The sequence below is a fragment of the Mycolicibacterium wolinskyi genome (genome assembly GCF_002101965.1).
Lineage (GTDB): Bacteria > Actinomycetota > Actinomycetes > Mycobacteriales > Mycobacteriaceae > Mycobacterium > Mycobacterium wolinskyi.
This window is the reverse complement of record NZ_LQQA01000013.1, coordinates 1-23,930: the sequence shown is the minus strand read 5'-3', so window position 1 is coordinate 23,930 and position 23,930 is coordinate 1. Positions and strand designations below refer to the sequence as shown.

The window sequence follows — 23,930 nt, the reverse complement described above, 5'->3', positions numbered from 1 at the left end:
GTGACCTACAGGTACTGCCCGGTGCCAGGGTGTGACGGGCCGCCGCGCTGGCCGCCCGGTACCTGTAGCCCTGGCGGCAGTGCCCCCTGGCGCATCTGCTCCAGCTGGGCCCGCGCCGCCATCTGCTGGGCGAACAGCGCGGTCTGGATGCCGTGGAACAAGCCCTCCAGCCACCCGACCAGCTGGGCTTGCGCGATGCGCAGCTCGGCATCGGACGGAATGTTGTCGTCGGTGAACGGCAGCGTCAGCCGCTCCAGTTCCTCGCGCAGCTCGGGCGCCAGTCCGTCCTCCAGCTCACTGATGCTGGTCCGGTGGATCTCCCGCAGCCGGTTGCGGCTCGCGTCGTCGAGCGGAGCGGCGCGCACCTCCTCCAGCAGCTGCTTGATCATCGTTCCGATGCGCATGACCTTCGCCGGTTGTTCGACGAGGTCGGTCAGCGACTTGCCGTCGGCGTCGGCCTCGGCCTCGTTGTCGCCGGCCGCGCTGGTCAGGATCTCGATGTTGTCGTCGTCCGGATTGATGGTCATGGCCTTCCCAGTCACTTGTCGTTGTTCGGTTGGTCGTCGTCCCCGCGCCAGCGGTAGATCCGGTCCTCGCCGTTGTCGTAGATCTTCTCCCACGACCGTGAGGCATCTAGCGACACTAGCCCGTCCGGCATGACGAACCCGCGCACCACCGGGCTGCTGGTGATCACGTAGCGGATGTTGAGCGCCCGTATGGCTTCGGCAACCCGCGGATCGGTGTCGGCGTCATCGGCGTATGCCCAGAAGATGAACCGGTTATACCCGGGTCCCTGCTGTACCGGGTAGTCGTAGTGGGTCCACAGCGGGCGCAGATCAGCAATCGCGTACATCCAGGCGGTGCCGTCGGTGTTGGCGTTGCCGATCACGGTCGTGTGCGCGTCGGGCAGCTCCGCGAGGAACGCGAAGGCATCGAGATCCTTGGCGTCCATGATCACCGAGTCGTATTTCTCACCGAACAGGAACTTGTGCCGCGGAAAATAGTGCCAGGCGCCGGCGACGCAGATCACCGCCAGCCCGACGCCGGTCACGGTCAACCATGTCGCGTCACGGCCTCGCCCGGTCCGCCCGCGGACCCATGACAGCGCGACGGTGACCACGGTGAACAACGCGATGCCTGCCGCCGCGACCAGGAGCAGCGTCACCACCGCGGACAGCCGGCGCGGATCGCTGTAGAACAGGTCGCTGAACACTCCGGTGACGGTGCCCACGGGACCGCCAAACGGCGCCGACGAGTGCACGATCGAGACGACGAGCAGCAGCCACACCGCCAGCGGCCACCAGATCCGCTTGGCAATCAGGTACGCCGCCCCGCCTGCGGCCGCGACGATCAGCGCCCACTGGATCGGGAAGTCGTTGAGATGGCGCGTGTGCTGGAGGACGGCGTCGATGAGCCCGCGTTTCTTGCCTTCATGGGTGACGAACGCATGCCCGACGATGATCTCGGCCTGCTGCAGCACGCCGAGGAACTGCGGGAGCAGTACCGCGACCGTCGGTGCGCCCACGAGCAGCAGCGTTACGAAATCGGCCAGTCGCCCACGCACCGGACGCCACACCGCCCCGAACAACCACCAGGCGCCGACCAGCAGCACCGTCACCACGCCACCCGTGATGTGCACCGAGAACACCCCGAGCAGGGCCAGCACCGCCAGCGGAATGCGGTCACGGTGGCGCAGGGTGGACGTGATCAACGCGAAGGTGGGGACCGCGATGCCGTAGGCCGCCAAGTTCGGCATGGATGCGGTGTCGAACTCGACATAGGGCAGCGCGGTGAAGGAGGCCGACAGCGCGGCCGCCGTCGCCGCCGCGCCCGCGGTCCACCATTGCGAGGCATGGCCGCGCACCACGTGCCAAGTGAGGATCGCGGCGCTGCTCGGGAACAGCCACACCGCCGCGGTGACCGAGCTGACCGTGTAGGCGGTGGTCGGCGCGGCTCCTGTGAGTTGACTGAAAATCGCGGCAAGGGCGTGGAACGCCGACGGGTAGTAGAGGGCCTCGTGGGTTTCGACGTTGCGGAGCTCGCCCATGTGCGTCGGCGAGGCCTGACCAGTGTCGAGGATGAACCGCACGGTGTTGGCGTGCCAGACGGAATCCCAATTGCTGGGAATCGACTGCCAGTGCGCTATGCCCGCCGCGGCCGCCGCGAAGATCAGCAGCGCACCCAGCGCCACACCCGCCGCGACGACCAGGGCGGGGCCTCGCGAGGCGGCGAGTGCCTCGGCGTCGCGGTTGCGGTAGCGGGCAAACAATCTGTGCGCGCAGGCGGCCATGCCGCTGAGCACGATCGCAGCAAACAATGCCGACCATGAGTTCCATGGCACGCCAAGGGCTCCGAATGGAACGATCGCCAGCGCGACGAGCCCGTACGTCAAGGCCGGACCCACTGCGAGGGCGGTCGGCAAGGTCAGCCCGCCGGCCCGTGCGATCAAGGCCCCGGGGATAACCAGCAACAACAGTGCGATTAGCACTCCGAACCCGAAGCCCACTGGACTAGTATGGCTGCCCAGGGCGACCCGATCCGAGCATGGCCTCGGTAGCGGAAACGTGCGGTCGGGGGCCCACCAAATCGTGTCGGTTTGTGATATTCGCGGACGCTCTAAGGTGGCTGGCATGGCATACGACGTCGCCCGGGTGCGTGGCTTGCACCCTTCTCTGGGCGATGGGTGGGTGCATTTCGATGCGCAGAACGGCATGTTGGTACCCGACTCGGTCGCTACGACGGTCTCGACCGCATTCCGTGGTTCGATGCCGACCGCGGTCGGGCCGCATCCGTCTGCGCGCCGCAGTGCCGCCGTCCTCACCGCCGCCCGCCAGGCGGTCGCCGATCTTGTCAACGGAGATCCGCGGGGCGTGGTGCTCGGCGCGGACCGGGCCCATCTCCTGACCTCACTGGCCGAAGCGTCGTCGGCGCGGGTCGGCCTGGGTTACGAGGTGGTGGTGACGCGGCTCGACGACGAGGCGAACATCGCCCCGTGGCTGCGGGCCGCGAATCGTTATGGCGCCAAAGTGAAGTGGGCCGAGGTCGACATCGAGACCGGTGAGCTGCCGGCCTGGCAGTGGGAAGGCCTGATCGACAAGCCGACCCGCCTCGTGGCGATCGCGTCGGCGTCGTCGACCCTGGGCACGGTCACCGATCTGCGTGAGGTGACCAAACTGACCCATGAGGTGGGTGGCCTCGTGGTGGTCGATCATTCGGCCGCCGCGCCCTACCGGCTGCTCGACCTCAACGAGATCGATGCCGACGTCGTCGCGCTCAACGCGGTGCTGTGGGGCGGTCCGCCGATCGGTGCCCTGGTGTTCCGGGATCCGTCGCTCATCGATTCGTTCGGTTCGGTGTCGCTGAATCCTTACGCCACCGGCCCGGCGCGCCTCGAGATGGGCGTGCACCAGTTCGGCCTGCTCGGCGGCGTGGTCGCCAGCATCGAGTACCTGTCCAACCTCGACGAGTCCGCGAACGGCACCCGACGCGAAAGACTCGCTGTCTCAATGCAATCGGCCGCGGCGTACATGAGCCGGCTGTTCGAATATCTCCTCACCTCGCTGCGGTCGTTGCCGTTGGTGATGGTGATCGGAAACCCGGAGACCCGGGTTCCGGTGCTGAGCTTCGCCGTGCGTGACGTGCCGGCCGAGCGCGTCGTGCAGCGCCTGGCCGACAACGGGATCCTCGCGATATCCAACGCCAGTTCCCGCGTGCTCGACGTGATCGGCGTCAACGACATCGGTGGCGCGGTGACCGTCGGGCTCTCGCACTACTCGACCACCGCCGAGGTCGACCAGCTCGTGCGTGCTCTCGCGTCGCTGGGCTAGACCGTCAGCAGGATCTTGCCCGACACCTCGCCCGAGGCCAGCAGTTCGTGGGCCCGCTGGGCCTGCTCGATGGGCAGTTCGGCGCCGATGATCGGCTTGACCCGGCCCTCGGCGATCAGCGGCCAGACGTTGTCCCGCACTGCCGCGACGATCTCGCCTTTACCGCCAGGACCGTCGACGGGCCGGGGGCGCAACGAGGTCGCGATGACGCCGGCCCGCTTGGCCAGCAGTTTGGCGATGTTGAGTTCGGCCTTGATGCCGCCCTGCATGCCGATGATCACGAGCCGGCCACCGACCGCGAGTGCGTCGACGTTGCGTTCCAGGTATGCCGCGCCCATGATGTCGAGGATCACGTCCGCGCAGTTCTCGGCACGCAGTCGTTCGACGAAATCCTCGTCCCGGTAGTTGATGGTGATCTCGGCCCCGAGATCGCGGCACAGATCGAGCTTGTCGGCGGAGCCCGCGGTGACCGCGACCCGGGCGCCGATCGCGCGGGCGACCTGGGCGGCGTGGGTGCCGATGCCGCTCGCACCGCCGTGCAGCAGTACCAGATGGTCGGCGGACAGCCCGGCCGTCATGACGAGATTGGACCAGACCGTGCACGCGACTTCCGGGAGGCCGGCCGCGTCGCGAAGACTGACGCCGTCGGGGATCGGCAGCACCTGGGCCGCGGGCACCGAAACGTACTCGGCATAACCGCCCCCGGCCAGCAATGCGCACACAGGTTGCCCGATCGACCATCCGGTCACGCCGTCACCGAGTGCCGCGATCGTGCCGGAAACCTCGAGACCGATGATGTCACTGGCGCCAGGCGGGGGCGGGTATTTTCCGGCGGCCTGTAGTAAGTCCGCGCGGTTGATGCCCGCGGTGTGAACCTTGATCAGGATTTCAGAATTTGCTGCCGTGATATCGGCGACGTTTTCCCAGGTCAGTTGTCCGTCTGCGGCGGCAACGATTGCATACATTAAATCAACGCTACAACCCTGCAATTTCGCCCGCGCAGCAATACTTACGTCCCTTACGATTGCGCGCATGGAGGGGATGATCGCGGGGCGCACGGCTGGTGACATGCCGGGTCTCGATATCGCCGAGCAGAGGTCGTGGCAGAACTACCTCGACTCGGCCCTGCGCTTGTATGCGACGTTGAACCGCTCTCTTGTCGACGCGCATCACCTGACGCTCAACGATGTGCGTCTGCTCGACATTCTGGACAAGTCACCGACCGGCTCGGCGCGGATGGGGGATCTCGCCGAGCGGCTGATGTCATTGCCCAGCCGGGTGACCCGGCAGATCCGTCGGCTCGAAGTGCAGAACCTGGTGACCAGGTGTGCCAGTCCCGACGACGGTCGCGGCGTGATCGCCACGATCACCGACGACGGCAGGACCGCCGTCCGTGAGGCGATGGTGACCTATGGACAGGGCGTACGCGCGCACTTCCTCGGTCGGCTTTCCCGCCCACAGATGGCCGCGATGGGCGAGAACTGTCGCCGCATCAGCGCCGCGTTGAAGAACGGAGCACCGCCCGCCAAGATCGGCCGGGTGTGAAGGCCGTACTCTTGTCGACGGTGGCGTGGCAGAGCGGCCTAATGCACTCGCCTTGAAAGCGAGAGACGGCTAACACCGTCCGGGGGTTCAAATCCCTCCGCCACCGCCACACGTCAGGCATAAGTGTCGCTCTCCCCTTGCGATAGCGACACTTACTGCCTCAAGTGTCGCTATAGTTTCGTATGGCGACACTTCTTCCGCTCAGCTACGAGACACTGCACTGGACGCCTAGCCACGACGGCAGCTACTCCCGGTCGTCTCGTCGGGGCGGCCAGTACCGGGCAGCGATCCCCCCGGCTATCGCCGACCTGCAGGTGGTGCTGCCGTCGGATGTGTACACGGCTGCCGAGGACGCCAGCCTCGCCATCACTCGATTCGACGCCGAACTCGGAGGCGAGATCGCCCCGTTCTCCGCTGTGCTCCTGCGTAGCGAGTCCGCGGCCAGCTCGCGCATCGAGAACCTCACCGCGTCCGCACGATCCATCGCAGAGGCCGAACTGCCAGGCGCTAAGGGAAAGGCCAACGCCGAGCAGATAGTCGCCAACACGGCAGCGATGACCGCCGCCATCGAGCTGTCAGATCGCGTCGACGCCGATGCGATCCTGGCCATGCACGCCGCACTGATGGTCGGCCAGTCGCATCACACTCCGGGGCGGTGGCGTACCGAGCAGGTGTGGATCGGAGGCGGGAACAGCCCGCTCAACGCGACGTTCGTTCCGCCCCGCCACGAACGAGTTCCTGCCGCGATCGACGATTTGATCGCCTTCGCCGCTCGCGACGACGTTGCCCTGCTTGCGCAGATCGCGGTGGCCCATGCGCAATTCGAGACCATCCATCCGTTCACCGACGGCAACGGTCGCACGGGGCGGGCTCTGGTGCAGTCGATGCTGCGTAACAAAGGCTTGGCGCGGCAGGTGACAGTCCCCGTGTCCGCTGGGCTGCTATCGGATACTGACGGCTACTTTGCCGCCCTCACCGCCTACCGAGAAGGCGATCTCGCACCGATCGTCGAGCGGTTCGCCCACGCCAGCAAGCGCGCAATTGTCAACGGCCGCAAGCTGATCACTGAGCTGCGCGAGATCCGCGCGAGCTGGAATGACCGGATCACCGCACGGTCGGACTCGGCAGCGTGGAAAGTTGCCGACCTGTTGACCCGACGGCCGGTCGTCAACGGCGTGCTCCTGCGCGACGAGCTGGGCATCTCCACCGACCACCCCCGACGCTATATCGGTCCTCTCGCCGAGGCCGGCATCGTCGTCGAGTTCACCGACCGAGCGCGTAACCGTGCTTGGCGTGCACCTGAAATCTTGGATGCGCTGGACGATTTCGCCGAGCGGGCCGGACGACGCGGGTGATCATGGGGGTTGCGGACTCGCCCACCGAGGCGTCCGAACGTGCTGGGGCGACTCAATCAAGCGTTAGACGTCGGCGGTGATGCGGCGATGCGGCGCTGTGCGAGGCTGTGGCGCGCGTGCTTCCCGACGAACAACGGCACAAAATCGCGGATCGGGCTGTTAGCGAATCGCGCATAGGCGCGGCTCACTGCGTCATCGACATGAGCAGGTCTGACCTCGGGAATTCCCAGACCAGCCGGTTGGTGATCTCGGCCAACACCACGTGCTCGGCGACCTCGCGCATCACCACCAGTATTCACGCGTGCCTGTCGCGGTCAACCGCCCAGGAGAAAGGACCGATGGACGGGAGTTCTATCGGCCCGCTCGGTTCGGTGTGAGGCGGCTCTGAAATCCCTTGCTGTTGCCCACTGTGCCGCCTAATCGATCCAACTCAGATTGCTTGCCGGTGAATTATCGTGCAGCACTGTCGAATTCGGCAATAAATTCGATGAACAGCGCTTGCCTGGGACTGCCACGGCGACGTCTCTGCCGCTCGCTCGGCAAATCTAGGGTCGGACATGCTGTGGGGACAGGTTTTACAGCGATCGATGCGGCGCCGGTGCGGCGCGGCCGCCGCCTCGAGACGTCGACCGTGCGATCACAGCTGCTGAAGCACTAGCAGATTCATTTGCTCATATCGGTCGCTCGGTCCGGATGGAAGCGAATGACTAGCCGAGGATATGGTACGAACCCGTGTTGGTGTCAAGGACATCGGCAGTTCGGAAACGTTCGCCGGTCAATGGTTGCGTGAGCCGAAGCCGAAGGCAGGAAATTTGCTACGGCGACGGTTAGATGCTGCTGTGGTGAGGTAGCCTCGGTGGTGGTGGTTGCCTGTCGACCGATTCGTCCCCCCGACAGCTTCGGTCGGGGCGGCTCGCCGGAAGATGGAGCCGCTCTCCGGGTTGATGCGTGGTTCTGCTCGACGCCCCCGGAGGGCGGTTCCTCGCCGGTTTCAGAAAACGGTAGGCGGTTGCAAGAATAGAAACCCGACCCGGGTAGGCCTCTCACGACAGCTAGCCCAACCTGCGAACGTTCGGCAATCCATCGCGCGTTGCTGTGTGGCTATATGTGGTGGTAGATAGCAGTATTGGCGCACGACGATTACGGATTCGGTACGGACTGCTCGAATCTGCAACGCTGTCAGCAAACCCGATGATCTTGACACCGATCGTTGTCGTATGGTTTGTTCCTCGTGACTCAGCAAACATCCACGGGGGAATGGGCTGGGCCTGTCGGGGAGGTTGTTCGGTTGGTGCGTGGTCGGGGGCGTGCCGTCGCTGTTGCGGCGGTACTGGGTGTGGGTGCTGTGTTGTGCGCGCCGGCGGCGGGTGCCGCGCCGCAGGTGATGGCGGATCGGTGGACGCAGTTCGTCACCGATGACGGATGGGTGGTGGATGTGAATACCACCAACGAGGTGATCGATCACATCGACAACCTTGCGGGCGCGTCGAATTCGTGGCAGGCCCGGGTCACCCTGCGGTCCGAAGCGCGGATCAGCGGTCAGGGTGCGGCGGTGATCCAGGACGCGCAGTTGGAGTCGGGATATTTCGTGGGTTGCCGCACCGATTCATCGGCCGGTGTCGAAGTCGGCGGTGACATTGGGCTCGATCTCAACCAGCAAGTCGGCGCCGGTGTCTATGGCGGCGGTTTTGGCCAAGGCCAAGGCGGTGCCGGTGGTGGCGGCGGCGGGGGCGGCGGTTTCGCCGGTGCCCAGGGCAACGTTTCGGTGGGTGCCACTGAGCACATCGGCGGCTACCTGCGGGTGCTGCTCAAACCGGGCGGCCACGCCCAGGTCGCGATGGACCGGATCAGCCTGCGCAACATGCACGCGGTGTCGAATCTGCGCGAGCAGAACATCGTCGCCGACGGCTGCGGGGGCCAGGTGAAAATCCAGTCCTACACCACGATTCGGGTGCGCACCGACAACGGCAACGACACCCAAACCCTCTACGGCGAACCCAAAGACCTCTAAACCATGACCCGGGGAACAACGTTGACGATACATCGGACGGCCACGGTGGCCGCGGCAGCTGTGCTGACGCTGGGCGCGCCGCTACTCGGCGACAGCGACGGGCGCATACCCGGCCCGATCGTGGTGGCCGCCGCAGAGCCTGTGCCACCGCCGGTGCCGATGCCGATCCCGCGGCCGATGCCCGCCGACCCGCCACGGGTGAATCCCATTGGCGGCGCCCGAATTTCGTCGACCACCCCGCAAGGTGAGACCGCGGGCTTGGAACCACCGCTGGCGGCGCAGGTGGAGCGGGGCGAGGCCACGGTGCCGATGTGGGCCAAAGACGGCATCTTCGTTCCCACCGCGCACCCCAACCGCCAGCTGCGCATCCACCTGCCCGATGAGCTGACGTTGGCCCCGGCGGCCTGGACACCCGACGGGGGAGGTGTCTATGGCAGCCCCGACGTCGACTACGCGGTCAAGCGGCTGACCGGCGGCGGGGTGGATGTCACGATCACCCGCAAAACAGTGTTCTCCGCCTCCACGATCCCGTTCGGGATCAAACTGCCCGCCGGCACACACCTACGCCAAGGCGACAACGTGGTACTGGTCGAAACCGACGCTACGCCAGGACAACCCGCCACGGTGATCGGCACCTTCAGCATCCCGGCCGCTCACGACACCCACCAGGCACCACTCACCGTCACCCCAACCCTGGGGCCCGGTTTCCCGCCAGGACAGTCAAATCTGACCATCGACCTCGGCCCGGCCAACATCTTCGCGTTCCCAGTCACCCTCACCCTGGCCTACCGCGCCTCCGACATCCCCACGACGGGGGCGCCGATGCCGAACTGGGCTGGCTTGCCCGAAGGCTCACCCAGTATCGCCGCGGTCGCTGACGGTTCGGTGCAGTGTCCGGGCGGCACCAACGACTATCGCAGCCCCGATGGGCGCGCCGCCGACTTCACCGCCGGGTGTGCCACCCACCAGCAATGCCTGACCACCACCCCGCACCAGACGTCGGTGACCGCATGCCACAACACCCTTCTGGCGCACCTGTCGGTGGCCTGCACCGCCACCTTCGGCCAAACCGGGCCCGATTACGACGCGTGCACACGCGCCGCCGAAGGTGTTGTCGCGACCGCCAAGACCACCATCACCGGACCCACGGAATAGGGGTGACTGCGTGATCAGGAAACCGGCCCCAGGGCCGTTGGGTAGGCGGGTGTTGGCCTTGACGGCGATCGTGGCCTTGCTGGCCGCCACGGTGATGGTGACCGCCAACGATGCCCAGCTGCCCGGTGCATTCACCATGCCCGGCGCGACCGCTGAGCCGCCCGCACCTACCGGGCCGGGTGGTCCCACCGGTCCCGGTTTCGGCGGCGGCGGTGGTAGTCAATTCCAGCCGCCCGGATGGCCCCAAGCCGGACCGGGCTACAGCGGCGGCAACTACCCCGCACCACCCCAGGGCAACGGCATCGACATCAACAACCCCAGCGCCGCACCCGACTACAACCCCACACCCCAAAACCCACAACAACAACCCAACGCATCACGGCAACCACCCGTGCACGGCACCCAACCACCCGATTACGACGCACCCCGCCAACAACCACCCACACAACAAGCGCCCGCGCAGCAAGGGTCACAACAATCGGCGCAGCCAAGCGCCCCGCAACACCAGCCGGAGCGCGAGGTTGAGCCCACACCGCCCTCCGAACCGGCGCAACAGACACCGCAGCAGCAAGTCGAGCACGAAGATGCTCAGTACAGTCGCGAGAACGGCAAGGACAACACACCCGAGCAATGTAATAAGGCTGAGTCGGAAACCGCTGCCGGGCAACCAATATCCGATCTAGGTCTGTTCAGGAACGGAGACGGATCCATTGACGGCGGCGTGGTCAGATATCTGTGGGGTACCGGCTCATGGGGCCGTCACGCCGAGGTTCTCGACGCGATCACTCGCTGGAATGCGGTGAGCAAGGTCAAGATATTGGAGAACTCAGGCCCTCACGTCCCGGATGTGCGCATCGTCGCTGAGAACTTCGGACCCACTAAGTGGGTAGGAAGACTATCGCCTCGGCTGATAGGCCCGGACGAACTCGCGTTCAATGAGTTCTTCGCCATCCCCAGCGAAGCCAACCCATACGTTAATGGGCTCTCGCCGAGCGAGATTACTGGCGTTTTCGTACACGAGCTTGGACACGCGTTAGGCTTGGCGCACAGTTGCCCAGGACAGGCCATGCACGCGATCAGCGACGCGAGTCAGGCTGCGTTTCCACAGGCAATCGACATAGCAGCCGCGAATCAGGGTCGGTGATAATTATGCGTTCAATGTCTCCGCGCACACGGAATCGCAGCTGCGCGTGGTATTCGGTGATATTGGCCGGTGCGTTGGCCGCGGCGGGCTGTCAGCAATCAGAACCGCCTGCTGCAGTGGGCTCTCCCTCGGCTGCATCGGCCAGTTGCGAACTCCAGCTCGACTACATCGTCGACACTTCAGATATGAGAAAGGTGGCTGGCTTCGCCAGCAACGTGTTTGTTGGTGCTGTGCAACAAGACTTGGGACCACATGACGAGTCGGCGACCGATTTCATCGTCACCGCTGACCACAATCTCAAAGGAAACTACAGCGGCCAAGTCAAGATCCGCCAGGACGGCACTCGGGAATGTCTGGCCAACGGCGAGGCGATACTCGACTCCGGCAAGCCCTATGTCTTCGCTGTCAACGACTGGCCGCAAGGCGGTGTAAACCCGCTCATCATGGCCTATCCGATCACCCCGGATCAGCGCACTGCCGCCAGCAGTGGCGACTACCAAGGTCCGGTCGCGGAGATGAAAGAAGCGGTGGCGCATCAAATCGCGCCACGCGGCCCCTCATAACGGAACAAGGCCTCGTCCTGATCACGTTGGGAGCAACCGTCATGTTAACAAGCTGCACCGATGGCGACTCGGGCGATTCTGCCTCAGAAGTAGCGGATACACCGGCCCTGCCGACCTGTGCTCAGATTGCGGCAGTGCTGAAGGTTTTCATCGAAGCTGACAGCCTGGATCCTGTCAACCTCGTCCTCACCGAAGAGGACGTTGAGCACCAGACATGGTCAGCCTGGGAAGACAAACCCAGCGGCAAGTCTGTCCTCATCGCAGCCGGGCGCGGAGACATAGCGATTCAGGAAATTCGTGACCAGAAAGGACATTGGGACCCGTCGTCTTACGAGCGCCCCGAGTACTTCCTGGCCGAACCGGATGAACCCGGAGCCACGGACGCGATATTCGTTATCAACGACGGCAGCGCTGAAGTGTACGAGCCGGGCTGCGAAGTCAACCTGACCTACATCACATCCACCTTCTGGGTGAAAGTCATTGGTGAGGAGTATGTCATCGATCAGGTAAAGGACATTGCGCTACGGGTAGCCACATTGATGGGGTGAGCCATCACTGTAATTTTCGGGTAGCACAGTGCATCCCGGTCTATCGGGTACCAGACGTCCAGCACGGACAAGGAGCGTCGCCGCGGGTTCTGAACACCGGCACGCTGCTCGCGTGCGGGACCGGTAGTCGCCGATCTCGAGCGGCGGAATTCACCTTGCGGTGGTGATCGTAGCGTTGGTCGTTGGTGTCGCCGCGGCGGTGATAGGCCTCTAGTGTCGTCGATGTGGCGATCGCGTTCGACGACTTGCGAGTACTGCACGACCGTGGCGCGCTGTACGCCGCGCTGACTCAGCTCTCGCTCCAGGAGGGAGTGCAGGAGCGCGTTGGTGGTGAGTTCGACTATGCGGCGGATCTCGTCAGCGATTCATTTGTCTTCACGGGCAAGGGCACCGGCGCGACGATCGAGACCAGCGTCGAGTTGATGGCCAGCGTTGCGCCGGGGCCGCAGTCGATGATGTGGGGTCGGGCGTTGCCCAACGGCGGCCGCGCGGGCGCCCAGATGATTCTCGAGCGCGGTCGGGCGGACGGGCTGGCGAGCTTGCTGAACGATGAGGTGCCCTTCGCGGTCGGCGACGATGCGGATACCGCAGCTGAATACGCGGCGCTCGAGGTTGGTGCGGTGGTGGCCTCGGTGACGGGAGGCGGGCTGACCTACATCGTCGGGGTCGGCGGTGGCACCCTGGCCGTGCTGCTACTCGGCGACCTCGATTTCGCGAGGCCCAGGATCGACCACCGGTTCATGACCAGGGTGCCGATGGCGTTGGGCGCGGGGACAATCGAGGACCATCGTGCCGCTGTCCACGGTCTCGCGGAGATGTCGGGATGGGCCATCGACTGGACCGCAGACTGGGGCCGCGCGGTGCTGACCGATCCTTTGACGAGTAACTCGGCTACCGCGGAATTCGATGGTTACGCGCGGCTCACCGCGCTGCGGGGAACGCTGAGCGGGCATCAGGTCTCGGGGTAGACGTGACCGCCGTCGGCGGTGTAGCCCTCGACCGGCCGCAGGACGTAGTCCTCACCGATAGTGTCTGTGCGGTAAAAGGTTTCGAACAGACCGGCCGCTTGGTCGGCGGTGAACACTTCATCCCGGCTGATTCGCTCGATGCCGCGCGGAAGGGTGATCTCGACATCACGCTCGGCGCGGCCGGTGCTCGGGTGACCGACGACAGAGCGCACCGAGACGGCGCCGATATCCGCCCCGCCCGGCATGCACAATTCGACCACCATCGCCTCGGCGGTACCCGCGGCCTGCAGGTAGCGCGACGTCGTGAAATCTTCAGGCGCTCCGAGCGGTGCGCGGGCCCTCAACACCACCGCCCACGGATCCGCGCCATTCATGCTCTCGAGATCGCGACGCATCGTGCCTCGATGATGCTCGCGGCTCAGGCCCACCGAAATATCGCGATCAGAGTGTTGCAGAACCTGGTAGTCGTGGGTCGGCGCCAGGCTGGCTGTGAATGCCGAGTACGCCTCCGGGCCTTTGGCATACGCGGAGAGATACTTCAGCACATCGACAGTCGAGGACATGGATCCGCGCTCACCGCGCGCGATTGCCTCGTCGGCGATATTCGCGGCTTCGGTGTTGTCGCCGGCGGAGATGAGGGCAGTGACCAGGCGCGTCAGCCCCCTGGACGGGGCGATGCCGTCGTCGGCGCGCCGCAGCGCCGACACGAAGTCGGCCGCGGTGGGATGGTCGGCGATGAAGTCAGCCCGGACACGGTCGAACTCGTCGAGCACCGGTTCCCAGTCGGGCTCGTCGGTGGCCGCGACGTCGTGTGAAGCCCGGCTCAGGCGTAGGGGCTGAATCGTGAAGGCCCCGTTGATGCGTCGGTTGATCCGCATCTTTGGGCCCATCTCGACGTCGGGAAGGAACGCGGCCCACAGGACCTCGTCGATGGCCAGCGGTTTGATGCTGACATCCCACGTGATCCGCAGCGCCTCGGAGCCCTCGTGAAAAACCTGCGTGCTGATGGAGGTCAGGTAGACGTCGTCGAGCAGAAAACCTTCCTCGCTGACGAAGCGCATACCGCGGGCACGGCACGCCGGGCGGAACGCGTCAGCCCACGCCTGGCGGGCCGATGACCGTGGCATCAAGTACGCGCTTGCACGCGCTGCGCGACGTAGGTGGCGGCTTCGTCCACCATCCCGTTCGTCGCGTACAGGTTGTGCGTGCCCGCATCGCCGCCGCTCGGTGAGCAGACCGGATCGGTGTCGATGCACAGGTCGATGGTCTTGTCCGTGTACAGGTGACCGATGTTGATCGGCGGCGCGGTGGATTGGACGATGTTCATGAACCCGGTCGACGGCTTGCCGAACAGTGTCACCGCCGCCACGCTGTCGGCGACGTCGGGCGGCATCGGACCCGTGATACCGGGCGGCAGCACGAAGTTCGCCGGCACGGCATCCGCGGTGATGTAGGCCGCGACCGCGGCGCCCTGTGAGTAGCCTCCGAGCACCGTCTTGGTGTTGGGGCAGTTGGCCGCCACGTCGCGGACCTTGTTGCTGGCGTCGATGACCCCGTCGGCGGCTCTTGGAAAGTCCAGCGACGCTGGGTAATTCACGGCGTACACGTCCATCGATCGGTCGCCGAGTTTTCCGCGCAGCGCATCGACGAACGCCTGGCCGGTGACACCGACACCCGGCGGCTCGAACGTGCCGCGCGCGAATACCACCTGTACATCAGGGCAGGGCGGCGCAGCCCCGGCCAACGGGGCGGCGATCAGCGACACGAACGCCAACGCCCCAGACAAAACCCCCGTCGCCACCGCGACAGCTAGCCGCGGCAGACCTGAGCTTGAGCTCATTGTCGACCCCTCGGTCCGGTAGTTCCCATCCAATCGGCTGGTCGACTCCAGCACTGCGCGAGCGACCAGGATGAGAATTCTCTAGCACTTCTAACCGTAGCGTCTGTTGCCGCGATCGCACTAATCGAAACCGCCCGATTGTGTGGTTTAGTTCACAGGCCGGCCGCCGCGCGGCTCAACATCCGCACTCCGGCGACGATCTGCGATTCGGTGAGGTTCGCGTAGCCGAGGATCAGGCCCGGCGGCGCGGACGCCGGATCGGAGTAGCACGGTGCCAGCGGCTCGACCCGCACGCGCAGGTCGGTGATCCGCCGGACCATTTCGTCGATCGGAAAACCGGAAGGGAATCGCACTGTGAGGTGAACGCCCGCCGCCGTACCGAGCACCGTTGCCTCGGGCAGGTATGCCGACAGTGCCTCGAGCAAGGTGTTGCGGCGGCCCAGGTAGCGCCGTCGCATCTGGCGCAGGTGCCGGTCGTAGGCGCCCGAACTCAGCATGTGGCTGAAGGCGATCTGATCCATCACCGAACTGCCGGTGTCGGCAAAGGCTTTGGCGGCCCGGACCGGCGCGACGAGTTCGTCGGGTAACACCATCCAGCCGATCCGCAGACCGGGCGCGAGGGTCTTGCTCGTCGAACCCACATACACCACCCGGTCGGGTGCGACGCCCTGTAACGCGCCCACGGGTGCGCGGTCGTAACGGTATTCGGCGTCGTAGTCGTCCTCGATGATCAGGTGGCCACCGCGCGCCCACTCGAGCAGGGCGGTTCGGCGCGCCGCCGACAGCACCACTCCGGTCGGCGATTGGTGGGCCGGGGTGGTCAGCACGGTGGCGGCGTCGCTGTCGGCCAGCGCTGCGACGTCGAGACCATCGGTGTCGATCGGGATCGCGATGGGCTCGATACCGTTGTGTTCCAGCATCTTCCGATGTAGCCAGAATCCGGGTTCTTCCATCGCGACGGGTGTCTGCACGCACCGGGTGAGCAACGCGACGGCCTGGCTCGCCCCTGAGCACAGCACGATGTGGCTCGGGTCGGCGACGACACCCCGGGTGCGCCGCAGATAATCGGCCACCGCGGCACGTGCGGTGGGCAGTCCGTGCGGCGTCACGTAACCGAATGCGCTGGACTCGATCTCGGCCAGACCCTGGCGTAACGCCCGAAGCCATGCCTGCCGCGGAAAACTCGCGAGATCCGGTGAGCCGGGCGCGAAATCGATCGTGTACCGGTGTGGAACGTCGAACCGGGGCCGCGAAGATTCCGGTGCGGCACCTACCTCGGCCACGCGCGTGCCCGCGCCCCGGGTGCTGTGCAGGAAACCCTCCGCGGACAGCTGCCCGTACGCCTCGACCACGAGCCGGCGCGACACCCCGAGATCGGTGGCCAGCACCCGCGTCGACGGCATCCGCGCAGCCGGGGCCAGCCGTCCCGTGCGGATCGCGTCGCGCAACCCGTCGGCGAGTTGGCGGTGCAGCGGGGTCCTGCTCGTGCGGTCCAGTTCGACGAGCAGTTCAGGACCGGAAGTGGTACCCGAAATCGCCATGGAATTGGAGCCTACTCGGAGTCCACCAGGGGTCTAGCGTGAAGACATGTCCACCACGGCGACACGGACGCGTTCGCGGTATGCCGAAGTGGTGCTGATCGTGTTCGGGATCTACTCGGTGCTGCTCGGGCTGTTCATGCTCGTCGCGCCCGGCACGTTCTTCGACACGCTCGGCGCGTTCGGTGTCCGAAACGACCACTACATCTTCGACAACGCATCCTTCGAACTGCCCCTCGGGCTGTTGATGCTCGGCGCGGTCCGGTGGCCGGCGTGGCGCGTGCCTGCGCTCGCATTCGCGACCGCGCACTGGGGCCTGCACGCCGTGAGTCACCTTGTCGATACCGACCATGCCGCGGGCAGTTGGGTCGGTTGGCTGGAAGCTGGCGGTTTGGTGTTCACCACAGTCCTGCTGGCAATCGCGTTGCGGGCCGGCATGTCCGATGAGAAAACGGGGGCTTGATGATGCGTGTTCTGGTGGCCGGTGCGACCAGTGTTCCGGGAATACCACTGCTGCGGGAACTGATTTCGCGCGGTCACGAGGTGATCGGGGTGACCCGTTCGGCCGCGAAGACGACCAAGATTTCCGAGGCCGGGGCCAAGCCGGTGGTGGCCGACGTGCTCGACGCCGGCCAGATCGACGCTGTGGTAGGCGAATTCACCCCTGAGGTGGTGGTCAGCCTGCTGACGACGCTGCCCAAGTTGGGTCCGTTGCGGATCAAGGATTTCGATCCGGCAAAAGAGCTGTGGAGCCGAGGCGCGGGCAACCTTGTCGCGGCCGCCCAGCGGGCTGGCGTACGCCGAGTGGTCGCGGAATCGGTGATCTTCGCCTACGGCTACGGCTCCACCGGACCGGACGTGATGGACGAGTCCGACCCGTACCCGGGACCTCCGCCGCCCGGCGGCGCCGAGGTGCTTGCCGCACTGCGCGGCATGGAACGCAACGTCCTCGGGTCGGGTCAGAAGAGTGACACCGAGGGAATCGTGTTGCGCTACGGCGCTTTCTACGGTCCTGGAGTGACGCACGACGACATGTTCCGCCGGCTCGCAAAATGGTGGCTGCTGCCCGCGATGACCGGAAACGGCATCGTGTCATGGGTGCACATCGACGATGTCGCACGCGCGACCGCCGATGCGCTCGAGAAGGGGCGCGGCGGCGAGATCTACAACATCGTCGACGACCGGCCCCAGTCGTTCGGCGACTACGTCCGCGAGCTCAACGCGAAACTGAACCGCCCACGGCCGTGGCCGATCTCGCACCGCCTGGTCCGACCCGTCGCACCGTACGCGGCAACCGCATTCGGCACGACATGGCTACCGCTGTCGAACGCGAAGGCCAAAGCCGAACTGGGCTGGACGCCTATTCCCCGGTGAACTGCGGCGGCCGTTTCTGGAACATCGCGGTGACCGCCTCGGCCAGATCCTTCGACGGCAGGAACGCCGAGTTCCATGCGGCCACGTACCGCAGGCTCTCCGACACCCGGGCGATGCGCTGCTGATCGAGCACGTCCTTGACCCCCGCGACGGTCAACGGCGGGTTGGCGGCGATCTCGGCGGCAGTCGCGCGCGCCGCGGCGAGCGAGGCGTCGGCGTCGTCATAGACGTCGTTGACCAGACCGATCTTCTCGGCGCGTGCCGCGTCGATGTCCTTGCCGGTCAAGGTCAGCTCGCGCAGGTGTCCGTCGGTCAGGATCAACGGCAACCGGGCGAGGCTGCCGACGTCGGCGACGATCGCGAGCTTGACCTCGCGCACCGAGAACTTCGCGTCGGCGCTCGCATAGCGGATGTCCACCGCGCTGATGAGGTCGACACCGCCGCCGATGCACCAGCCGTGAATGGAGGCGATGGTCGGGGTACGGCAGTCGGCCACCGCCGTGATGGCGCCCTGCATCTTCTGCAGGCGCTTGTGGAAGTCGGCGCGTGACTTGGCGCCCGCATCAAGGCCCGGCATCTCGCCACCCATCGCGGGCAGGTCGAGGCCATAGCTGAAGTTCTTCCCGGAACCCGTGAGCACGATCGCGCGCACGTCCGGATCGGCGTCGAGCGAGCCGAACACGTCGGGCATCTCGGCCCAGAACGCCGGGCCCATCGCATTGCCCTTGCCGGGTCCGATGAGCGTCACCTGCGCGATGTGATCGGAGATTTCGACGGTAACGGACTCGTACGTGTCAGCCATGCAGGCGACACTACTCAGCATGGACGAACTCGAATGCGCCGAGTCGACGCTCGACGTGCTGCAGCAGGTACTCCAGGGCATCGGTGACGACGACCTCGGTAACCAAACGCCGTGTCGCGAATTCGACGTGGCTTCGTTGACCGACCACCTCCTGAACTCGATCACCCTGATCGGCACGGCGGCCGGTGCGGAGATCCCCGAGCGTGACCGTGCCGCGTCGGTGGCGGATCAGGTCGTCAGTGCCGCGCGCCCCGCGGTCGCGGCATGGCGGCGGCGCGGATTGGACGGCATGGTGCCGTTCGGATCGGGTGAGGCGCCCGCGGCGATGATGGCCCGCATCCTGTCACTGGAATTCCTGGTGCACGCCTGGGATTACGCGGCTGCGACCGGCCAGACCGTGCCCCCATCCGACGAGCAGTCGGAGCGTGTGCTCGAGTGGGCGCGGGCGATCATCACGCCCGAGGGGCGGGTACGCGCCGGTTTCGACGACCCGGCCGACGTGCCCGACGACGCGTCGGCGCTCGACCGGCTGTTGGCCTTCACCGGCCGCCGGCCTTAGACGCGCTGCAGGTAGAAGTACAGGTAGCGCCCGTCAACCACGGCGCCCTTGCCGTTCATGATGCCCATGACGGTGTTGTCGTCGACCTTCTTGAAGTGGTCGTGGACCGGGCGGCCGTCGTAGACCATGGTCGCGGTCACCTCGCCGCGGAACTCCTCGAGCCACAGGCTGGCTTCGCCGTTCATGGCTTCGGTGTTGGAGAACTTGTTGCCGTCGGCGTCGAGGCACACCAGCGGCTTGGCGTCGGACGGCGAGTTGAAGGTCTTGCCGAACCAGTTGAGCCGCTTCATGAATCCGTTGGCCTTGTGTCCGGTCTGGAACTCGCCGCCCTGCCACTCACCGATCATGAAATCGATGCTCGCGGGCGTCAGAACGGCCCAGAGCGCGTCGAGCTCGGCATCGGGGATCTGCCCCTCCCGCTTGGTGAAATCGTCGAACGTGGCGCGTGCGTCGGCCATGTGTCATCTCCTCGGCGGGGCTAGATCCAGCGCTGTGCGAATTCCAGGAACGCGTCGTTCTCGTGCGGGGCACCGATGGTGACGCGCACGCCGTCCTCACCGTACGGCCGCACAACGATGCGGCTGTCGGCGGCCCTCGCGACGAAATCCAGCGTGCGTTCGGCCAACGGCAGCCACACGAAGTTGGCCTGCGAGGGCGGCAGCTCGTACCCGGCCTCGCGCAGCGCCGTGCTGACCCGGGTGCGCTCGGCCACCACCGCGTCGGTACGGGTCAGGAGTTCATCGGCGGCGTCGAGACACGCGATGGCCGCGGCTTGCGAGATGCTGGTCGCGCTGAACGGCACGTAAACCTTGCCGAGGGCCGTGACGATGTCCGGGTCGGCCACGGCATAGCCGACGCGCAGCCCGGCCAGCCCGTAGGCCTTCGAGAACGTGCGCAGGACGACGACGTTGGGATGGGCCCGGACCAGACCGAAGCTGTCCGGCGCCATGCCGTCGCGGATGTACTCGACGTAGGCCTCGTCGAGCACGATCAGGATGTGCGGTGGCACCGCGGCCACGAACCGGGCCAACTCGTCGGGGTCGACCACGGTGCTGGTCGGGTTGTTCGGATTGCAGACGAAGATCAGCCGCGTCCGGTCGGTGATGGCGGCGAGCATCGCGTCGAGATCGTGAGTATGGTCACGCAACGCCACCTGGACGCCGGTCGCGCCGGCGGTGCGCACCTGCAGCGGGTAGATCTCGAAACTGCGCCACGCGAACAGCACTTCGTCGCCGACGGTCGATGTGATTTGTATCAACTGCTGGCACAAACTCACCGAACCGCAGCCCACCGAGATGTTCTCGGGCGCAAAGTTGACGTGCTTGGCGAGGTGTTCGCGCAGGTCCTGGTAGCCGTTGTCGGGATAGCGGTTGATGTTCTCGGTCGCCTTGACGATCGCATCGCGCACGCTCGGCAGCGGACCGTGCACGGTTTCATTGCTGGCGATCTTGATTGCGCCCGGTACTGTTTTGCCTGGTGTGTAGGCAGGAAGGTCTGCCATTTCGGGTCGCAACCGGATACTCATTTGGCCAGCATAGGGGAGGCTGTGTACGCTGTGCCCTCGGCGGTTTCGGGCACCAGGACGGAGTCCGGTACCCTCACAGAAGTTCAAAGGAGGCGTGCCAGAGCGGCCGAATGGGACTCACTGCTAATGAGTTGTCCCCCTTACCGGGGACCGGAGGTTCAAATCCTCTCGCCTCCGCCACGGTTGATCCGTCAACCGAACAACTGAATATGCACTGCGCCCGTAGCTCAACGGATAGAGCATCTGACTACGGATCAGAAGGTTAGGGGTTCGAATCCCTTCGGGCGCGCTCACTACCAGCGGAAACGTGTCAGCTGAACCGACGACACGCCCGGAATCTGATACTTTCCTGATACATTCAATCTCCACTTTGCTGACCTGCGTATTCGTCCAGAGCCGCCCGGACGTCCGGGCCGCGGGTGTGCCGCTGGAGATAGTGCGCCTCGGTGGTCGCTAGCTTGGTATGACTCAGTTGCTGCTGAGCTGCTGCTGGACCGTGCGCATCGCGGACGACGGTCGCAACCGTGCGCCGGAACGAGTGCGGAGTCACCCACGCCAGATCAGCCGGGAGCGCGGCGCGGAGCGCCCGTCGCATGTTCGCCAGGCTCATCCAGCCGCCGTCACGGTTGGCGAACACCGGCCCCTCAATCCCGCCCGTTTCCGCCACAAGTGCGGTCAATGCCTCGACGCCAAACCTCGGCAGCACGACGGTATGGGCCGGCGCACCGTGCTTGCGGTGCTCCTGTCGATGCAGCGGCTTCCCCGCTACCTTGCCGTGGTCGATCATCGTCCCCGTCACCGTCACGGTTGGCGGATCCCCGAGCAGGTCGACGTCTGGCCACAAGATGCCTAGAACCTCGTTCGGACGCACCCCAGTCGCCGCCAGACATTCGATGAACGCTGGCAGCAGCCTGTGCGCGCCCCGGCGGGGACCCGACCGCTTTCGATTGGCGTAGGCGGTCACCGCCGCCCGGATCCGGTTGAACTCGGCTGGCGTCGCCGCGCGCACCGGCTTGCGGGTGGTGCGCGTCGTCTTGGTTTCCCGTATCGGGTTCACTGGAATGACGTCGTAGCGCACCGCGAGGGCGAACATGCCCGACAGAATCATCCGCAACCGCTTCGCCTGGGTCACCGCACCCATCTGCAGCAGGTACCTGCTGGCTCGACTTGTCGACAGTTCCGTTATCCGCAGCGCGCCGAGTTGCTCTGCGCCATGCACCCGCCAGACCTGCCGATACTGGTCGACGCTCTGATGCGAGATGCCATCTTCGGCCGCCTTCGCTTCGATCCACAGTTCGAACAGCTCTGCCAAGGCGGTTCTGCCCGTGACGATCTGACCGCTGTCGAGCGGTGCTCGACGTTGTTGAAGGTGGCGTTGCAACAAGCGGCGCGCGTCCTCCACGCTCTTGTCACTGGATCGTTCGACACGGCGCCGTCGGCCATCGGTGTCGCGTACGTATGTCGAGGCGAAATATCTTCCGCCGTTAGACCATTGAGTGACCTTGCCGTGTTCGCCGGGCTGCATTCGCTGCCTAGGCATCGTGCCCGACCCCGTCGTCTTCGCGCATGTGCTCAATCTGCTCGCGCAGTTGCTCAATCTGGCTGTCGTAGAACGCAATCTGTTCGCGCTGCTCGCGAGTCATGCTGCCGCCCTTCGGTGTCACAATCGACGCTTTGCGCACCTGCCATTCCTCGAGCTGACGCCACAACCGGAGCAGTTGGGTGTTCTGTCGATACTCGGTGCGGAGTCGCGCAGCCGACGCACCGGATGCACCCGCTCCGCCGGGTTCCCGAACGATGTCAGTGAACCCATGGCTCAAGCCTGAAAACCACTGCACCGCATGGAATTCTGTCGAATCCGTACCAGGAAGCGCTTCGACCTCCTTGTCGTAAGGCCCAGGGTAGAGAAGAGCTGCCGGCGATGTGTTCAGCGCGGCGGCGAGGACAAGCAGTTCTGTGACATCGAGACCGCGTTTACGGCGGGACTCGTAATTCGCGATCTGTGATCGGGAAATCGGGTAGTGAAGCCGCTCGGTCTCATCGGCGAGTTGCTGCGCCGACATCTTCCGGACTTCGCGGGCACGCGTGATCGCTTCTGCAAGCCGATTGTGGGTCGCGGCGCTCCAGTCGTCATGTTGTGTCACAACGACACATACTAGCGCAAACTTGCGCGGATTCAAGCGGACTGGTAGATCTGAATCGGCAACACAGAATCGGACTGTGTTGTGTGTATTTGACACAGTTCGGAGGTTGGCATGGCGGAAGCGGTTGACATGGCAGACGCCCTCGCGGCAGAAGCGCTCACGGCAGAAGTCGCGCGGCTTCATGACATCAAATCAGTAATGGAGCGGCTGAAAGTTGGTCGGAGCATGGTCTTTGAGCTGATCGCGTCCGGCGAATTGCGCTCGGTGTTGGTTGGTCGGCGGCGACTGGTGAGCGAGGCCGCGCTCTGCGACTTCATCGAACGCATCGACGCGCGCGCATGACCTTCATCTCACCGGTTACGCCAGATTTGGTGTGCCCAGTGATGGGGGACGTGGATGGCATCCACACCTGATCAGCGGCACCAATCAGGTCGGGGTAGAAACTCACGCGCGACGGGTGGTGCGCCAGGATGAGCGGCCAACTCGTGGGCGAAGTACTAGCGGCTGCGGATGCGCTCCGGGCGCGCGGGTTGTCGCCGCGCGGGTTCTACGCGTTGATCGCCATCGCCGAGAAAGCTGAAACGCATAGCCGCCGGGCGTCGGTGCGGTGGGACCACATCCGCGCGGCGCTCTACGGCAGCCAGAAGGACGAAGACGGACAACTGCGCCCTGTCTCACCCTCCACGGCCAAACGTGCTGTGGCCGATCTCAAATCAGCTGGCCTGATCCGAGTCGTTAAGCGTGGATTCGACAATCAGAACGGCCGAGTGTGCGCCCCAATTTACGAAGTCAGGCCGCTCGACAGCAAACAAACCGAACAGGTCACCCAGGTGACCCAATCGGTCGATAGCGAACAGGTCACTCAGGTGACCCAATCGACCGGGACCGAACGGGTCAAATCCGGGGGGCGAACGGGTCAAATCGACGACCGAACGGGTCACCTGGGTGACCTACTTGACGTTCCTATTGACGTTCCTCTTGACGGGAGCGCGCGCGAAATTCCCGACCCACCAGCCCCCGAGACCCCCCATC

Annotated in this window: 26 protein-coding genes and 3 tRNA genes; 17 read left to right on the top strand and 12 right to left on the bottom strand. The window is 65.3% G+C overall.

Translation table 11 applies throughout. The annotated features are described in order from the left end of the window. Nucleotides 1-5 precede the first annotated feature (5 nt). On the bottom strand, nucleotides 6-527 hold the full coding sequence (locus AWC31_RS12160; RefSeq protein ID WP_085144512.1) for a bacterial proteasome activator family protein: 522 nt from the start codon (nucleotides 525-527) through the stop codon (nucleotides 6-8). Between the two features lie 11 nt (nucleotides 528-538). Continuing rightward, nucleotides 539-2,506 carry a DUF6541 family protein gene (locus AWC31_RS12155; RefSeq protein WP_085144511.1) on the bottom strand — a complete coding sequence of 656 codons (1,968 nt, stop codon included), beginning with the start codon at nucleotides 2,504-2,506 and terminating at the stop codon, nucleotides 539-541. Nucleotides 2,507-2,630: 124 nt separating this feature from the next. Here AWC31_RS12155 and AWC31_RS12150 point away from each other — a divergent pair, with 124 nt between their 5' ends. Then, nucleotides 2,631-3,827: a cysteine desulfurase-like protein gene (locus AWC31_RS12150; protein WP_085144510.1), complete on the top strand. Its 1,197-nt coding sequence runs from the start codon at nucleotides 2,631-2,633 to the stop codon at nucleotides 3,825-3,827. Here the strand turns inward: AWC31_RS12150 and AWC31_RS12145 are convergent. After that, a complete protein-coding gene (locus tag AWC31_RS12145; protein ID WP_085144509.1) occupies nucleotides 3,824-4,792 on the bottom strand; it encodes an NAD(P)H-quinone oxidoreductase in 969 nt (322 codons plus the stop codon). The two genes, AWC31_RS12150 and AWC31_RS12145, sit on opposite strands and share 4 nt — an antisense overlap. Before the next feature lie 67 nt (nucleotides 4,793-4,859). On the opposite strand from AWC31_RS12145, the gene AWC31_RS12140 reads away from it, so the two are divergent. From AWC31_RS12140 to AWC31_RS12130, 3 genes are all read left to right on the top strand, one after another. After that, a complete protein-coding gene (locus tag AWC31_RS12140) occupies nucleotides 4,860-5,372 on the top strand; it encodes a MarR family winged helix-turn-helix transcriptional regulator (RefSeq protein WP_067851500.1) in 513 nt (170 codons plus the stop codon). Nucleotides 5,373-5,391: 19 nt separating this feature from the next. Further along, nucleotides 5,392-5,481 (top strand) — tRNA-Ser (locus tag AWC31_RS12135). A gap of 73 nt (nucleotides 5,482-5,554) precedes the next feature. Beyond that, nucleotides 5,555-6,727: a Fic family protein gene (locus AWC31_RS12130; protein WP_085144508.1), complete on the top strand. Its 1,173-nt coding sequence runs from the start codon at nucleotides 5,555-5,557 to the stop codon at nucleotides 6,725-6,727. 56 nt (nucleotides 6,728-6,783) lie between these two features. Here AWC31_RS12130 and AWC31_RS38285 read toward each other — a convergent pair whose 3' ends face one another. Beyond that, entirely contained in the window at nucleotides 6,784-6,915 is a 132-nt protein-coding gene (locus AWC31_RS38285) for a three-helix bundle dimerization domain-containing protein (RefSeq protein ID WP_374214039.1), read from the bottom strand. A gap of 1,196 nt (nucleotides 6,916-8,111) precedes the next feature. Between AWC31_RS38285 and AWC31_RS12120 the strand changes: the two genes are divergently transcribed. The 6 genes from AWC31_RS12120 (at nucleotide 8,112) to AWC31_RS12095 (ending at nucleotide 13,116) form a co-directional block, all read left to right on the top strand. Beyond that, nucleotides 8,112-8,738: an MspA family porin gene (locus tag AWC31_RS12120; protein WP_110775068.1), complete on the top strand. Its 627-nt coding sequence runs from the start codon at nucleotides 8,112-8,114 to the stop codon at nucleotides 8,736-8,738. Between the two features lie 21 nt (nucleotides 8,739-8,759). Beyond that, nucleotides 8,760-9,893 (top strand): hypothetical protein, encoded by a 1,134-nt coding sequence (locus tag AWC31_RS12115; protein WP_234816834.1) that lies wholly within the window; start codon nucleotides 8,760-8,762, stop codon nucleotides 9,891-9,893. Between the two features lie 58 nt (nucleotides 9,894-9,951). After that, nucleotides 9,952-11,037, top strand: a complete 1,086-nt coding sequence (locus tag AWC31_RS37140; protein ID WP_133060158.1) for a zinc metalloprotease — start codon at nucleotides 9,952-9,954, stop codon at nucleotides 11,035-11,037. 14 nt (nucleotides 11,038-11,051) lie between these two features. Continuing rightward, nucleotides 11,052-11,600, top strand: coding sequence for a hypothetical protein (locus tag AWC31_RS12105; protein ID WP_133060157.1), 549 nt, complete (start codon nucleotides 11,052-11,054; stop codon nucleotides 11,598-11,600). A gap of 134 nt (nucleotides 11,601-11,734) precedes the next feature. Further along, complete coding sequence (locus AWC31_RS12100) at nucleotides 11,735-12,148, top strand: hypothetical protein (RefSeq protein WP_085144504.1); 414 nt, start codon at nucleotides 11,735-11,737, stop codon at nucleotides 12,146-12,148. Between the two features lie 224 nt (nucleotides 12,149-12,372). Then, a complete protein-coding gene (locus AWC31_RS12095; RefSeq protein WP_085144503.1) occupies nucleotides 12,373-13,116 on the top strand; it encodes a DUF6882 domain-containing protein in 744 nt (247 codons plus the stop codon). Here AWC31_RS12095 and AWC31_RS12090 read toward each other — a convergent pair. The 3 genes from AWC31_RS12090 to pdxR form a co-directional block, all read right to left on the bottom strand. After that, a complete protein-coding gene (locus AWC31_RS12090) occupies nucleotides 13,101-14,243 on the bottom strand; it encodes a hypothetical protein (protein ID WP_133060156.1) in 1,143 nt (380 codons plus the stop codon). The genes AWC31_RS12095 and AWC31_RS12090 overlap by 16 nt on opposite strands. After that, nucleotides 14,243-14,956, bottom strand: a complete 714-nt coding sequence (locus AWC31_RS12085; RefSeq protein ID WP_085144501.1) for a cutinase family protein — start codon at nucleotides 14,954-14,956, stop codon at nucleotides 14,243-14,245. Before AWC31_RS12085 ends, AWC31_RS12090 begins: the two co-directional genes overlap by 1 nt. Before the next feature lie 152 nt (nucleotides 14,957-15,108). Continuing rightward, nucleotides 15,109-16,497 carry a MocR-like pyridoxine biosynthesis transcription factor PdxR gene (gene pdxR, locus AWC31_RS12080; protein WP_085144500.1) on the bottom strand — a complete coding sequence of 463 codons (1,389 nt, stop codon included), beginning with the start codon at nucleotides 16,495-16,497 and terminating at the stop codon, nucleotides 15,109-15,111. A gap of 46 nt (nucleotides 16,498-16,543) precedes the next feature. Here pdxR and AWC31_RS12075 point away from each other — a divergent pair, with 46 nt between their 5' ends. Both AWC31_RS12075 and AWC31_RS12070 read left to right on the top strand, forming a co-directional pair. Continuing rightward, nucleotides 16,544-16,957 carry a hypothetical protein gene (locus AWC31_RS12075; protein ID WP_085144499.1) on the top strand — a complete coding sequence of 138 codons (414 nt, stop codon included), beginning with the start codon at nucleotides 16,544-16,546 and terminating at the stop codon, nucleotides 16,955-16,957. Next, the gene (locus tag AWC31_RS12070) at nucleotides 16,957-17,868 is read left to right on the top strand and encodes an NAD-dependent epimerase/dehydratase family protein (RefSeq protein ID WP_234816833.1); all 912 of its coding nucleotides are present in this window, start codon (nucleotides 16,957-16,959) and stop codon (nucleotides 17,866-17,868) included. The genes AWC31_RS12075 and AWC31_RS12070 overlap by 1 nt, the downstream gene beginning before the upstream one ends. On the opposite strand, the gene AWC31_RS12065 is transcribed toward AWC31_RS12070, so the two are convergent. Continuing rightward, a complete protein-coding gene (locus tag AWC31_RS12065; RefSeq protein WP_067851513.1) occupies nucleotides 17,855-18,670 on the bottom strand; it encodes a crotonase/enoyl-CoA hydratase family protein in 816 nt (271 codons plus the stop codon). The two genes, AWC31_RS12070 and AWC31_RS12065, sit on opposite strands and share 14 nt — an antisense overlap. A 19-nt stretch (nucleotides 18,671-18,689) precedes the next feature. Here AWC31_RS12065 and AWC31_RS12060 point away from each other — a divergent pair, with 19 nt between their 5' ends. Beyond that, on the top strand, nucleotides 18,690-19,229 hold the full coding sequence (locus AWC31_RS12060) for a TIGR03086 family metal-binding protein (RefSeq protein ID WP_110775067.1): 540 nt from the start codon (nucleotides 18,690-18,692) through the stop codon (nucleotides 19,227-19,229). Here the strand turns inward: AWC31_RS12060 and AWC31_RS12055 are convergent. Together AWC31_RS12055 and hisC are read right to left on the bottom strand one after the other, a co-directional pair. Continuing rightward, a complete protein-coding gene (locus AWC31_RS12055) occupies nucleotides 19,226-19,687 on the bottom strand; it encodes a DUF4334 domain-containing protein (RefSeq protein WP_085144497.1) in 462 nt (153 codons plus the stop codon). The genes AWC31_RS12060 and AWC31_RS12055 overlap by 4 nt on opposite strands. A gap of 20 nt (nucleotides 19,688-19,707) precedes the next feature. Then, entirely contained in the window at nucleotides 19,708-20,754 is a 1,047-nt protein-coding gene (gene hisC, locus AWC31_RS12050; protein WP_085144496.1) for a histidinol-phosphate transaminase, read from the bottom strand. An 88-nt stretch (nucleotides 20,755-20,842) separates the two neighbouring features. Here hisC and AWC31_RS12045 point away from each other — a divergent pair. Next, nucleotides 20,843-20,934 (top strand) — tRNA-Ser (locus AWC31_RS12045). A gap of 36 nt (nucleotides 20,935-20,970) precedes the next feature. Then, nucleotides 20,971-21,043: transfer RNA gene (locus AWC31_RS12040), tRNA-Arg, on the top strand. A gap of 69 nt (nucleotides 21,044-21,112) precedes the next feature. On the opposite strand, the gene AWC31_RS12035 is transcribed toward AWC31_RS12040, so the two are convergent. After that, nucleotides 21,113-22,294: a tyrosine-type recombinase/integrase gene (locus AWC31_RS12035; protein WP_085144495.1), complete on the bottom strand. Its 1,182-nt coding sequence runs from the start codon at nucleotides 22,292-22,294 to the stop codon at nucleotides 21,113-21,115. Continuing rightward, nucleotides 22,287-22,898, bottom strand: a complete 612-nt coding sequence (locus AWC31_RS12030) for a helix-turn-helix domain-containing protein (RefSeq protein WP_085144494.1) — start codon at nucleotides 22,896-22,898, stop codon at nucleotides 22,287-22,289. Before AWC31_RS12030 ends, AWC31_RS12035 begins: the two co-directional genes overlap by 8 nt. A gap of 111 nt (nucleotides 22,899-23,009) precedes the next feature. Here AWC31_RS12030 and AWC31_RS37835 point away from each other — a divergent pair, with 111 nt between their 5' ends. Further along, complete coding sequence (locus AWC31_RS37835; protein ID WP_234816832.1) at nucleotides 23,010-23,240, top strand: excisionase family DNA-binding protein; 231 nt, start codon at nucleotides 23,010-23,012, stop codon at nucleotides 23,238-23,240. 128 nt (nucleotides 23,241-23,368) lie between these two features. Beyond that, the coding region (locus tag AWC31_RS12020; protein WP_133060155.1) for a hypothetical protein at nucleotides 23,369-23,930 on the top strand (562 nt) is incomplete at its 3' end.